9 protein-coding genes are annotated in these 13407 nt (G+C 70.6%); 5 read left to right on the top strand and 4 right to left on the bottom strand.

The features are described from left to right. Positions 1-46: 46 nt before the first annotated feature. The 3 genes from Sco07f_RS23340 to Sco07f_RS23330 form a co-directional block, all read right to left on the bottom strand. Positions 47-4336: a discoidin domain-containing protein gene (locus Sco07f_RS23340; protein WP_108989080.1), complete on the bottom strand. Its 4290-nt coding sequence runs from the start codon at positions 4334-4336 to the stop codon at positions 47-49. A 260-nt stretch (positions 4337-4596) separates the two neighbouring features. Continuing rightward, entirely contained in the window at positions 4597-5607 is a 1011-nt protein-coding gene (locus Sco07f_RS23335) for a LacI family DNA-binding transcriptional regulator (protein ID WP_108989079.1), read from the bottom strand. Between the two features lie 38 nt (positions 5608-5645). Next, positions 5646-6551: an endonuclease/exonuclease/phosphatase family protein gene (locus Sco07f_RS23330; RefSeq protein ID WP_108989078.1), complete on the bottom strand. Its 906-nt coding sequence runs from the start codon at positions 6549-6551 to the stop codon at positions 5646-5648. Between the two features lie 347 nt (positions 6552-6898). Here Sco07f_RS23330 and Sco07f_RS23325 point away from each other — a divergent pair, with 347 nt between their 5' ends. Genes Sco07f_RS23325 through Sco07f_RS23315 form a run of 4 tightly spaced genes read left to right on the top strand, consistent with a single transcriptional unit; the run spans position 6899 to position 10123 of the window. After that, positions 6899-7942 carry a DUF2397 family protein gene (locus Sco07f_RS23325; protein WP_244942133.1) on the top strand — a complete coding sequence of 348 codons (1044 nt, stop codon included), beginning with the start codon at positions 6899-6901 and terminating at the stop codon, positions 7940-7942. Further along, positions 7836-9425 carry a hypothetical protein gene (locus tag Sco07f_RS23320; protein WP_244942139.1) on the top strand — a complete coding sequence of 530 codons (1590 nt, stop codon included), beginning with the start codon at positions 7836-7838 and terminating at the stop codon, positions 9423-9425. Before Sco07f_RS23325 ends, Sco07f_RS23320 begins: the two co-directional genes overlap by 107 nt. Positions 9426-9428: 3 nt before the next feature. Then, entirely contained in the window at positions 9429-9818 is a 390-nt protein-coding gene (locus Sco07f_RS40775) for an SbcC/MukB-like Walker B domain-containing protein (protein ID WP_244942132.1), read from the top strand. Continuing rightward, positions 9815-10123, top strand: a complete 309-nt coding sequence (locus tag Sco07f_RS23315; RefSeq protein ID WP_369695778.1) for a DUF2399 domain-containing protein — start codon at positions 9815-9817, stop codon at positions 10121-10123. Before Sco07f_RS40775 ends, Sco07f_RS23315 begins: the two co-directional genes overlap by 4 nt. 2 nt (positions 10124-10125) lie before the next feature. Here Sco07f_RS23315 and Sco07f_RS23310 read toward each other — a convergent pair whose 3' ends face one another. After that, complete coding sequence (locus tag Sco07f_RS23310; RefSeq protein WP_108989077.1) at positions 10126-12126, bottom strand: N-6 DNA methylase; 2001 nt, start codon at positions 12124-12126, stop codon at positions 10126-10128. 165 nt (positions 12127-12291) lie between these two features. On the opposite strand from Sco07f_RS23310, the gene Sco07f_RS23305 reads away from it, so the two are divergent. Further along, positions 12292-13233, top strand: a complete 942-nt coding sequence (locus tag Sco07f_RS23305; RefSeq protein ID WP_108989076.1) for a serine/threonine-protein kinase — start codon at positions 12292-12294, stop codon at positions 13231-13233. Positions 13234-13407 lie beyond the last annotated feature (174 nt).

The following is a 13407-nucleotide window of genomic DNA, read 5'->3' as shown; positions in this document are numbered from 1 at the left end:
GACCTGTCCGACAACAACGGTTGCCGGCCCCTGTCGCGGGCCAGGTCTACGGGTTGCGGACGATCTTGAAGGTGGACGTCGTGTTGCGGATGTCCACGGCGTTGTCGCTGAGCCTCAGCCCGTTGAAGGTGACCTCACCGACCGCCGGCCCCTGCCCGGCCTCGGGCATCTCGTTGGCCCACAGGCCGAATCCGGACTTGGCGTCGAACGCGTCACCGCTCTTGTGCGCGCCCGTGACGGAGACGTCGGTGAAGACCGTGTCCTTGATCGGATACTGCGGCTGCCCTCCCACGTAGTTCGTCTGGAACATGATGCCGCTGTAGGTCGGGTCCACGATGTCGACGTTGTTGACCCGGATGCCCTGGAACACCTTGGACGCCGAGAACACCCAGATGCCGGGGAAGGTCTGCCCGCCCCAGAAGTGCCCGCCGGCCCGGACGATCGAGACGTTCTCGAAGGTCGTCGGGTCGGTGCCGAACCCGTTCATCGGGTAGCCGAAGTCCAGCGAGCTGATGGTGATGCCCGAGTAGACCAGGGTGTCCGCGATGTGGATGTTCCGGAAGGTGTTGTGGTAGCCGCCGTAGACGGCCAGACCCGCGGCACGCCAGGTCAGCGTCGTCGTCAGGTTCTCGTACACGTTGTTCTTCATGTCCGCGCCGCCCGCGTCGATCGCCGAGAAGAGCGCGAAGCTGTCGTCACCGGTCGCCCGGGCGTCGTTGTTGGACACCAGGTTGTCGGTCGAGCCGTTGGTCATGTTGATGCCGTCGGCGAACATGTTGCGGATCCGGGAGTTCTTGATCGTCATCCGGTCGGTGTTGGCGCCCCAGTACAGGCACACCATGTGCTCGTTCCAGATGTTGTCGATCACGATGTCCGAGGTGTTGGAGAAGTCGAACACCTTGCCCGGCCCGTCGATGCGGGTCGTGTAGTTGCCGAAGTAGGCGAAGTCCGCGAACGTCGAGCCCTTCGCGCTCGCCTCGGCACGGAACCCGATGTCGGTGTTGTCCTGCGTCGTCGGCGCGTGGAACTGGGTGAACCAGGGACCCGCGCCGACCACCTTCACCGCCTTGCCGTACACCTGGAACTTGCTCGACGTCCGGTAGTCGCCCGGCGGCAGGTACACCCCGACCAGCTTGCCGGAGGTGTCCATGCGGACCTTGTCGAGCGCGTTCTGCACGTCCTGGTGCGTGAACCCGGCCGGCACGGCGTACGCCGCCGGGTCGGGGTTGGGCAGCGCGGCGACCTGCTCGAGGTTGACGAAGTCGATCGCGTAGTCGGAGGTGTTCGCCGCGTCCTTCTGAAGCCGGATCGTGCTGCCCGCCGGGACGGTCTCGCCCAGCATGATGTGCGCCTCGTCGTAGATGTGCCGCGGGGCGCCCGCACCGGGGGAGTTGCCCGGCGACGCCTCGGCGCCGTACAGCCAGGCATACTTCGACGTCAGCGGCAGCGCCTTCTTCATGACGCCGTCGACGTACACGTTCAGCGTCGCGTCGATGCCGCCGCCGCCCGGCGCGTCCGGGATGGAGAAGCGGGTCACCAGGGTGTTGGTGTCCGCCTTCGTGGTGAACTCGACGTATTCGCCGGTCTTGTCGAGGTGGACGGCCCTGCGCCCGGACGCCTCGCCCGCGATGTCGCCGATGGTCCGGTTCGGCCCGACCACCGAGGCACCGCCGCCGACCGTCCCGTCCTCCGCCTCGTACATGTCGTACGGCATGTTCGCGCCGCGCCCGACGAACAGCGGCTGCGTGGAGGTGTTGTTCTCCCGCTTGACCGGCAGCTCGTTGGCGTCGTCGCCGACCGTGACCTTCAGGGTGTACGAGCCGTTGACCGCCTTCCAGGTGCCGAGGCTCACGGCGGGGGCGGTCTCTCCTGCGGCGATGACACCGGAGTGCGCGCCGGTCAGGGTCTTGACCGTGCCGCCCTTGGCATCGACCAGGGCGAGCGTCACCGCGTGGCTGCCGCCCGCCGAGTCCTGGGTGCCCTGGTTCTTCAGCGCGACCTTGAAGGTCACGTCGTCACCGGCGGCCGGACCGGACGGCGCGGTGGTGACGGTGGCCGCGACCAGGTCGGAGCTCTGCACCGGCTTGACGACCAGCGGGTCGGGCCGGGTGTAGGTGTTGTTGGTCTCGTTCTGCTCGATGATCTCGTTCGCCTCGTCGGCGACCGCGCTCAGTTCGTACGAACCGGCGTCGCGGGCCCCGAGGGACGCGCCGACCGTGCTCTGCGCGCCCGCCGCCAGGGCGGGGACGTCGGCGGTGGCTACCTTGGTGTCGCCCAGCCGGACGGCGACCTTGCCCGCCGGCGCGTCCGCCGCACCGCTGTTGCGGACGGTCGCGGACACGGTGATCTCGTCCGACTCGACGGGGGAGTCGGGCGACGTGGTCAGCTTCGTCACCTCGAGGTCGGGGTTGGGCGCCGGGGTGCCGACGACCTGGAACTCGGCGACCTGACCGGCCGTCGCCCCGCTGTTGGCGGTGAACTTCAGCTGGACGTCCGCGGCCCGCTCACCGACGGGTATCGACACGCTGTTGCCGCCGCTCGCCGGGTCGAAGACGTAGTCCTTCGCGTCCACCAGCGAGGTGAAGCCGGACGCGTCCTGGTCGCGGCCGAGCACCTGGATCTTCTGGGTGCGCTTGGACCAGCTGTTGTCCGGGTTGAGCTTGAGGACGACACGGTCGACGTCGGCATTCGCGCCCAGCTTCAGGGTCAGCGTGTTCGGATAGCTGCCCGACGCCCCTTCCCAGTAGGTCGACGTGCTGTTGTCGTTGGCGTTCTCGGCGACGTAGGTGTGGATGTGGGACGAGGCGCTGATCGGCTTGCCGACGGCCAGGTTCGAGCCGTCCTCGGTGCCGTTGCGGATCACGGAGTTGCTGTCGCCCGACACGTTGCCCGCCGCGTCCTTGGCCCGCACGAAGTAGGTCACGTTCGCCGACGCCGGCTGGGTGTCGGTGTAGGTGGTGACGTCTCCGGCGACGCTCTTGCGGAGCTGGTTGTTGGCGTAGACGTCGTACCCGGTGACACCCTTGTCGTCGGTGGAGGCGTCCCAGGTCAGCTTGATCCGACCCGGGTCCGGTTCGGTGAGCGCCAGGTTCGCGGGCGCGGTGGGCGCCTGGGTGTCGCCGGTGTCGGCGCGGCGGGTGACCGAGTCGCTGTTGCCCGACTGGTTGCCGGCCGCGTCCTTGGCGCGCACGTAGTAGGTGACCGTCGTACCGGCCGGCCTGGTGTCGGTGTACGTGGTGACGTCACCGGCGACGGAGGTCAGCAGGTCGCCGTTGGCGTAGATGTCGTACCCGGTGACGGCCGTGTCGTCCGAGGACTCGTTCCAGGTCAGCCTGATCTGCCCGGTGGCCGGTTCGGTGAACGCGAGGTTCGCGGGCGCGGTGGGCGCCTGGGTGTCACCCGTCTCGGGGCCGTAGACCTCCAGCTCGGAGACCTGGGCCGCGGGCTGACCGGTGTTGGCGCTCACCAGGACCCGCACGTAGCGCGCGGTGGCCGCGTCGAAGGTGATCGCGGCCGACTGACCGCCCGCCGCGTCGAAGGTGTACGCCTTGGCCGCCGTCAGGTCGGTGAAGTCCGAACCGTTCTCACCGGCCTGGATCTTCAGGGTCTGGCTGCGGTTCGGCCAGCCGTCGGGCAGCCGCAGGACGACGCGGTTCACCCGGCGCGAGGAGCCGAGGTCGGCCTGGAGCCACTGCGGCAGGGCGTTGTTGGCGCTCTCCCAGTAGGTGGCCCTGTTGCCGTCGTTGCCGTTGCCCGGGGTGTACGCGCCCGTGGAACTGCTCGCCGTCAGCCGCCGGCCGGCGGCCAGGTTCGTGGACGACTCGCCGGCCGCGTGCACCTCCAGCTCGGAGAGCTGGGCCGCCTGCCAGCCGGTGTTCGCCGTGATGTTCACCCGCACGAACCGGGTCTGCGTGGCGGGGAAGGACACGGTGACCGTGTTGCCCGAACCCGGGTCGAAGGCGTAGGTGGCGGACGTCTTCAGCGTGCTGAAACTCGTGCCGTCGGCGCTGCCCTGGACGGCGAGCGTCTGGTCGCGGCTCTCCCAGCCGGCGGGCAGTCTGAGCACGACCTCGTCGATGCGCTCGGTGGCACCGAGGTCGGTCTGGACCCACTGGGGCAGGCTGCTGCCGGCGCTCTGCCAGTACGAACTCTGGTTGCCGTCGGTGATGTTGGCGGCGCCGTACTCACCGAGCGAGCTGCTCGCCGCCGTGGCGTCCCCCACGGCGATGTTGGGACCACCGGCTGCCGTGGCCGACAGCAGCGGTCCTCCCAGCGCCAGGAGACTGGTCGCGACCACCGTGCACAGGGCACGTGATCTCCGGATCCGGTTTCTCATCTATCCCCACATCAGGTAGACACTCAATGTTCTCTGACATTTACGTTGAGCGCTCGCAGAGTTGCAGAGAAATGTTGAGTCGTCTACAGGACGGGCAGCGCGAAGTCGCCGCACGGCAGGGCCGGTGGCGGCGGGTGAAGCCTGGGCAGGCGCCGGGGCATGCCTCGGATCAGCCGCTTTCACGAGCTACGTCGGGTAGTCGCAAGCAGCTGTCATTTCCCGCAAGGAACTTGCGGTCGAAGGACGGTGCGGGGAGGTCCCTAGCCGGCGGCCGGCTGTGCGGTGGAGCCGCGGACGACGAGTTCGGGTTCGAAGAGCAGCTCGCCGTGGGGGACTTCGGTGCCTTGGATCTGTGCGCAGAGGAGGTCGACGGCGGCGCGTCCCATGGCTTCGATGGGTTGGCGGACGGTGGTGAGGGGTGGTTCGGTGCAGGTCATGAAGGCGGAGTCGTCGTAGCCGACGACGGAGACGTCGTGGGGGACGTGGTGTCCGCGGCGGCGGGCTGCGCGGACGGCGCCGAGGGCGAGGGGGTCGCTGGCGCAGATGATGCCGGTGACGCCGCGTTCGAGGAGGCGGGTGGCGGCTGCCTGGCCGCCTTCGAGGGAGAACATGGCCCGCTCCACGTGGGCGTCGGGCAGTTCCGTGCCGGCGGCGTGGGCGGTCTCGTGGGCGGCGGCGAGTTTGCGGCGGGAGGGGATGTGGTCGGAGGGTCCCAGAACCAGGCCGATGCGCTCGTGGCCGAGAGACGCGAGATGCCGCCAGGACTGCTCGACGGCCACCGCGTCGTCGCAGGCGATGCACGGGAAGTCGAGGTTCTCGATCGACGCGTTGATCAGGACGACCGGGATGTTGCGCTCGGCGAGCAGCCGGTAGTGGTCGTGCGGGGCGTCCGCCTGCGCGAACAGCCCGCCCGCGAAGACCACGCCGGACACCTGCTGCTGGAGGAGCAGTTCGACGTAGTCGGCCTCGGAGACGCCGCCCTTGGTCTGGGTGCACAGCACGGGGGTCAGCCCCTGCTGGGCGAGCGCGCCGCCGATGACCTCGGCGAACGCGGGGAAGATGGGGTTCTGCAGTTCGGGCAGGACCAGTCCGACCAGGCGGGCGCGCTCGCCCCGCAGCTGGGTGGGCCGCTCGTAGCCCAGGACGTCCAGCGCGCTGAGCACGGACTGCCGGGTCGCCGCCGAGACCCCCGGCTTGCCGTTGAGCACCCGGCTGACCGTGGCCTCGCTGACCCCAACCTTCTTCGCCACCTGAGCAAGTCGTCGCGTCACAGGCGAAAGGCTAACGCAAACACCGCAAGCGGCTTGCTTCAGTCCCAGTCGATCCGGGCGGCGACCGGAAGGTGATCGCTGCCGGTGGCGGGCAGGGTGCGGATGACGCCGACGGCCCCGGCGCGGACCATCACCTGGTCGATCCGGGCCAGCGGGAATCCGGCCGGGAAGCTGAGGGCGAGGCCCCGCTCGGCGACGTTCAGCCGAGTGGTCAGGGGAGCCAGCGCCCGGTCGTCGACCGTGCCGTTGAGATCGCCCAGCAGGACCGTCCGGCGCAGCTCCTCCGCGGCCAGGGCGTCGCCCAGCAGCCCGGCGCTCTCGTCCCGCCAGGACGAGGCGAGACCGCTCGCCCCCACCCGGACCGACGGCAGGTGCGCGACAAGGACGGCGACCTCGCCCTGCGGCGTGTGCGCCACGGTCCGCAGCCCGCGCTCCCACTCCTCGTGGATGCCCCGCGGCTTGATGTCGAGAGGGCGGGAGCCGGTGAGCGGATACTTCGACCAGAGCCCGACGGTGCCCCGGACCGTCCGGTACGGATAGTCGGGGGCCAGTGTCTTCGCGTACACCTCCAGCGCCGGCGGCACGAGTTCCTCCAGCGCGATCAGGTCGGGCTCGGCACGGGCCAGGGCGCGGGCCGTGCCGGCGGGGTCGGTGTTCTCGTCGCTGACGTTGTGCTGCACCACGACCAGATCGCCGGCGCCGGGATCCGGTGCGGGCAGGAGCAGCCCGCCGAAGTGATACGTCCAGGCGGCCGCCGGCAACAGCACGGCCACCAGCGCGAACGCCGAGCGGCGCACCAGCGCCAGGACGAGCAGCACCACGACGACCGCGCCGAGCCACGGCAGGAAGGACTCCAGGAGACTCCCCAGGCCTGCCACGCGGTTGGGAACCGCCCCGTGGAAGGACAGCAGGAGCGCGGTGACCACCGCCGCCCCGGCGAGCACCCGCCCTCGTGTCCAGGCAGACCGGCCCGGCCCATCCGTCCGCCGAGTCCACGCCGGACGTCCCGCCCACCGTCGCACCGCATTCACCGCCGAGGCCGCACCACGGCCCACCCGCTCCGCCATCGTTTCCCGTCCACTCGTCCTACCCCATCAGGACGATCCACCGCGCTGATCGGGTTCCCGGGACCATGCCCCGGACGGGGAGGCGATCACGGTGGCCGAGCACCGCGCCACCGACGTCGCGCCGGCGTACGAGACCGCCGACCGGTTCGAGCGGCTCCGTGCGAGCGGACCGCCTTCCCCGGCTTTCGCCCGCACTGTCAGTGTCAATCCGTACGCTCGGCAGCGTGAAGGGGAAAGAAGAAGGAGCACTTGCCGGGGAGACCGGTGCGGAGGCGTGGCAGCGGCTGAGCGCGTACGCCTACCTCAGCGCGCCCGAGCGTGTGGAGTACGTGGCGGTGATGCGGGTGTTCTGCGGCACGATCCTCGCCGACCTGGCCATACCCGACCTCCTCGCCAAGCTGTCCGAGCGCGGTGGCCCGGGGGCGGCGCTGGACGCGGAAACCCTCGCGCGCAGGCTCGAAGAGCTGGTGCGCTGGGGCAATCTGCTGCGCAGCACGCACACCGTCAAGGCGACGAGCATCTCCGAGTACCAGCGCTCCCGGTCGCGTTACCAGCTCTCCAAGCTGGGGGAGCGCGTGCAGCGGGACGCGGACGAGGTGCTGGGCGGGGCGGACGCAGCCCGCGAGGTGAGCAGCGAGTTGCTGGCCCTCGTCGACCGAGGTCTGCGGGAGATCGCCGCCATGGCCGCGGCGCCGGGCGGCGCGGACCCGCAGCAGGCGCTGGAGCGGATCAGCACCCTCTTCGTGCAGTTCGCCGAGTTCGCCGAGTCGGTCCGGGACTTCTACGCCTACCTGGGCCAGGTGCTGGCCCGCTACGACCTCGACTCCGCCGAATACCAGGGTTTCAAGGAACTGCTGCTCGACTACGTGGAGGCCATCACCGAGGACGTTTCCTTCCGCGCCCCGCGCATCGCGGCCCACCTGGACGCCGTCCGGCCGCACCTGCCGGCGCTGCTCGCCCGTATCGACGCGCACGCGACGGGGATCGGTGCACTCACCGACGGACTGCGCAGCGCCTCGGGCCGGTTTGACCAGGTCAGACTCGGAGCCCCGGCCATGCGACTGCTGCTGGAGCTGCTCACCATGGTACGCCCACCTGGTGAACGCGGAGGTGAACGGGCCGCACACTGCGATCGGCACCGACGGCTCCTGGCGGCTCGGCATCGCCCGAGGCCGCCACACCAAGCAGGCCGCCGAGTACGTGGGCGCGGAGGTGCGCGCCCGGACCCGCCGCCGGGCACTGGCGGACATCGACCGCAGGCTGAGTGACGTACAGGACGAGCTGGAGTGGCACCGGCACCGGCTGCGCACCCTCACCGCGCACCGCGACCAGGTCGGCGGCACCCTGCGCCGACCGCCCTCCGCACGCGGACTGACCGATGCGTGGGCCCGTACCGCCGAGGCCGAGCGCGCCGCCGAGTCCCTCGCCTCGCAGGCGTCCACGCTCGCCCGCGGGGCGCAGCAGGCACGCGCCCGCGCGGTCACCGTCCGACGCGAGACCGAGGCGACGGCGAGTGCCCAGAACCTCCCGGTCGACCCGGCCGCACTGGACATGGTCCGCCTGGACCTCGGTCGTCTCGGACAGGGCACGCAGCAGCTGCGGCGGCGGATCCGCGCGGTCCTGTCCACCACCGAGAGCCACAGGACCGGCCGCACGGACCACGAGCGCGCCCAGTCCGCCCGCCGGGAAGCCGAGGCGGACTATGCCGAGCCGCTGGGCCGCCTGGAGACGGCCCGCCGTACCGTCCGGGCGCTGGAGGACGTCCTCGGTGCCACGGAGCAGGAGATCCTCGCCCGCGAGGCCGATGCGAAGCGCCGCCTGGACGCCGTGGGACGGCAACTTCCGCCCGCGAGGAGGGACCGGGCAGAGGTGCACGACCTGCGCGTACGCGCGGAAGAGGACGAGAGGAAGCGGCGCGAGACACTCGCCGCGCAGGAATCCGAGGCACTGGCCAGCGGCAGCAGTCTGCGAACGGCCCTGTCGTTGCCGGGTGTCCTGAGAGCAACGGGTCTCCACACCGACGCGGACGGGAAGGCCGTCACCGATACGGACGGGAGGACCGTCACTGACGCGGACGGGAGGCCCGCCAATGTTCCGGACCCCGTCCACCACGACGTGAGGGAGCGCATCGCGGCACTGAGCCGGCTGATCGACGCCGTGCGCGGCGGCCTGGACGTCGAACGCCACGACCTCTCGGACACCGCCCTCCTCAACCGCCACACCGAACTGCGCGACCAGCTCTCCGGCGGTTACGACGCGACGATCGAGGAACAGGACGGCATCAAGCTCTGCCGCCTCGTCGACGACCGGGGACCGCACGACATCGCCCAGGTCGGCGAACGCGTCGCGACCGAGGCGGCCGAGGCACGCGACCGTCTGACGGAGCGTGAACGCGAAGTCTTCCAGCGCTTCCTGACGGGAGAAGTGGGCGACCACCTGTCCGCACAGGTGCTGGCCGCCGGTGCCCTGGTCGCCGCCCTCAACACCAGCCTCGCCACGGTCCGTACCTCGCACGGCCTGGGCGTCACCCTCGACTGGAAACTGGCCGACGGTGTGGAGGCGGACGTCAAGGCGGCCGTCGACCTCCTGCGCAGCCCCTCGGGCCTGCGCACCCGTGAGCAGTCCGAACGACTCCGCGACGTCCTCCAGCGCCGTATCGAGGACGCCCGCCGCGCCGACCCCGCCGCCGGGTACGCGGCACATCTGCGCACCGCCCTGGACTACCGCACCTGGTTCACGTTCACCCCCTGAGTGGTGAACGACGCGGCACCGGGCAACCGCCGCAAACTCTCCGGCCGCACGGGCCTGAGCCAGGGCGAACAGCGCGTCCTGTCCTACCTGGTCCTCTTCGCCGCGGCGGCGGCGCACTTCACCGGCCTCGCCGACACCGCCCCGCACACCCCCCGCCTGATCCTCCTCGACGACGCGTTCGCCAAGGTCGACGAGCCCACGCACGCCCGCCTCGGCCGCATCCTCGTCGATCTGGACCTCGACTTCGTCCTCACCAGCGAACGCCTGATCGGCAACTGGCCCGACGTACCGTCCCTCCATATCTACGAATGCCTGCGCGACCCGCACGTACGGGGCGTGGCCATGCTCCACTACACGTGGAACGGACGGCAGCGGAGACTGATGCCGGTATGAGAGAAACCCGCCCCGTCGACGCGCCCGCCCTGAACGCCGACACCCTCGCCTTCCTCACCCGGCCCGGCATCGCGCTCGCCAACCGGATCACGCAGCGGTACGACGCCGAACCGTGGCGTATGCGGGCGGCCGACTACGAGTACCTGGCGATCCGCGCCCAAGTGCGGGACACACCCACGATCCCCCTCACCGGCCCGCCGGCCGAGGCCGCCTGGGACCCGGAACTGGCCCCCACGATGACCGCCGTGGGAATCGCCCTGCACGAGGAGGCGGTGCTCGATCTGCTGCTGGAGGACCTCGGCTGAGGTCAGACGTCGAGCCCGCCCGCGGCGAGCAGGTCGGACACGTCGTTCACCAGTCTCCTGCCCCTGCCACCCGCGTCCTCGAGTCGCGTCTCGAAGTCCCTGAGGCTCCGGAAGACCTCGGCGTACGCCGCCTGTTCCGCCAGAGGGAGTTGCAGAACCTGCAGGCGCCGGATGTCGACCCGGGACGAACTGGAGGCGTGGGTGCCCGCCTGTCGTCCGTTGGCCGGTGCGCGCAGACAGCCGGCCAGGAAGTGGGCGTCCAGCTTCGCCGGGTCCACCCGCAGGGCGTGCAACTGCGGCCCCAGGGCCGTCGGAGGACCCTCGTGCACCCAGGCCTTGAACGCCCGCACGACACCGGCGACCACGACATCGCCCTTCTCGGCGATCACAGGCGCCGACTCGACGGCGACGGCTCCGCTGGGAGTGCCGTCCGCCAGCAGGTCGGCAATGGTGAGGAGGGGAACGGAGTGCCCGCCGGATGCCACCGCCCCGTCCGGCGGCTGCTGCCCGGCGCACAACGACAGGGCACCGGCCTTGACGAGGTCTCCGACGCCGACCGTGGTCTGCGGCCTGTCGCCGTCGAACTCCAGTTCCGACAGGCGCTCGGCCCGACGCACCAGGTCGGTCAGCGTCGACCCCACTTCTTTCCAGACCGCCGAGAGTTCGAGGCCGGACGGCTCGGTACTCGCCGAGGTGTAGCGCCCCGGCGTGACGTCCACCTCGTCGTCCAAAAGGTCGATGAGAGGAACCCGGACGGCGCCGTCCGGCAGCTCCGCGTCCGGGAGGTCGAGGGCCTGCAGCGCGGAGAGCACAAAGGCCTGGAGCGGCTCCCAGCCGGGGCCGGCCTCCCGCCCGCCGGTGCGCGCGAAGCGCGTCGCGTCGACCAGAAGCGCGTCCTGACCGGGCGAAGCCGCCCCCGAACCGTCCGGAGCGGCTCTGAGGATCCACAACTGGAGCGAGACGCTGTGCGGTTGGGCGCTGCCGGGTGGGAGAGCCACTACGGCCCGGAGCGCACCGGTCCGCAGCAAGGAGCCTCTGATGCGCCGGCCGGCCTTGCGTGAGGCGACCGCGGGAGGCAGGACGACCACGGCCGCCCCGCCGGGCTGAAGGTGGGCGAGCAGGTGCTGCACCCAGGCCAGTTCCGGCTCGGTGCGCGGCGGGAGGCCGTACGTCCAGCGCTGGTCGGTGGCGAGTTCCTCGTAGCCCCAGTCACGTTCGTTGAACGGTGGATTGCACAGCGCGACATCCGCCCGCACCTCGGCGAACGGGTCCTCGCGCAGAGAGTCGGCCGTGGCGACCTCCGCACGGACGTCGTGGTCGTCCGCGACGAACGCCAGGCGGGCGGAGGCCAGCGCGGCGAGTGCAGGGTCTCGCTCGCATGCCAGCACCCGCACACCCTGACTTGCACCACTCGCGCTCGCGCACTCCTGCACGGCGGCTGCCACCAAGTGCCCGGTGCCGCAGGCCGGGTCGAGGACGGTGAGTTCCTCGTCGAGCCCGCCGACGCGGACGTCGAACGCGATCCGTGCCATCAGGGCGGCGAGCGACGCAGGCGTCGTGCTCAGCTGACGCACATGGGTCTCGAGCCACCGCTGGAGCAGGAACTCGAACGTCTCGCGCGTCCCCTCGTTCCGCCCCAGCTTCGCCGCCTCGGCCGCCAACCGTTCGGCCTCCGGGGAGACTTCCACCCGCGATGAGCGTGCACGTGGTGAACGCATCCGGTGGGCCGCCTCGGCGATGGCCAGACCCGACTCATCCCTGCTGCCGAGCACTTCGAACCGGGGCCACAGGAGCTCGCGCCCCGCGACGCTGTCGAGCTTGCCGTTGTCCCGCAACCACTGCTCGACCTCCGCCAGGGAGAACTGGGGACTGACGTCCGTGCCCCCGATGCGGGTGGGAAAGGAGTCGTGACGCCGCCGCCAGTTGCTCACCGCGGCACGTCCCACCCCGGCGATCCGGGCGATCTCGGCAAGGCTGACGGGTACGGAACCGGTTGTACTCATCGACAGTCTCCGAGGTGCTGGGGCGGGTGGACGGACGGACGTGCGGGCCGACGGCGGGCGGGTCTCTGCAATGACGCTGTACATGAGAGGCTACTACGCTCATTGACTTTGTTCACAGTGCAAATGTCCGCGTGCGTTGTGCGGAAAGTGTGGAGGACGGGCCAAATGCATGAATTCGCGCCGGGGACAGTGCTCCTGGACCGCTACCAACTCACCTCGGTGCTCGGCCGAGGGCTGATGGGTCATGTGTGGCAAGGACGGGACATGCGCCTGGAGCGGCCCGTGGCCGTGAAGACGGTCGCTGCCGACCTGCTCGCCGTTCCCCAGAGCCGTGAAGAGGCGCTGCGGCGCTTCCAGCGGGAGGCGAAGGCCGCGGCACGTCTCGGCCACCCGAACGTGACCACGGTCTTCGACGCGTCGGTCACGGACGGCACCTGCTGTCTGGTGATGGAGCTGATCGAGGGCACCACCCTCGAGTTCCTCTTCGACCAACAGGACGACGGACGGTTCGACGTGCCCACGGCCGCCGCGGTCGCGGCCCAGTTGTGCGCCGGCCTGTCGGCCGCCCACACGGCCGGCCTCGTCCACCGTGACCTCAAGACCCAGAACGTCATGGTCGGCGGGGACGGCGTCGTGAAGATCCTGGACTTCGGACTGGTGAAGGTCCTGAGCGACACCGACCCGCGCCTGACCATGACGGGGGAGAGCGTCGGCAACATCGTGTGCGCCTCGCCCGAGCTGCTCTCCGGGCAAGGGCGGCTCGACGGACGCAGCGACCTCTACGCGGTCGGCTGCCTGCTGCACAACATGCTCACCGGTGAGACCCTCTTCGCCACGGACCAGCCCGCGCTGCTGGTGACGCACCACCTGAGCTCACCGCCGCCCTCGATCGCGGACTCTGGCGTCGACGTCCCGCGCGACCTGGGGGAACTGATCACGGCCCTGCTCGCCAAGCGTCCGGAGGACCGCCCCTCCTCTGCGGCCGAGGTGTACGCGGCCCTGGCCCCCCACCTCCCGCCTCCCAACCCCCGGCTGGCCACCCGACGAGGCATGCCGGAGGACCCTCGCCGTCCGTTCCTGGTCCCGCAGGGACCGATCCCCGTGTGAGCGGCACCCCGCGCGGGTGGCGTCCGCGGTGAGAGGCGCCGACGTGGGTGGCCCCTGCTCGGGTGGCGTCCCCGGTGAAAGGCGCCCAACGTGAACGGAACGCCGGGGGAACAGACCTCCGTGCGAGCAGACCTCCGTGCGAACAGAGCCCCGGGCGAACGGTGAGAAAATAGC

The sequence above is a fragment of the Streptomyces coelicoflavus genome (genome assembly GCF_003112555.1).
Taxonomy (GTDB): Bacteria; Actinomycetota; Actinomycetes; order Streptomycetales; family Streptomycetaceae; genus Streptomyces; species Streptomyces coelicoflavus.
The sequence above is the reverse complement of the archived record's forward strand: the minus strand, read 5'-3'. Positions and strand labels throughout refer to the sequence as shown.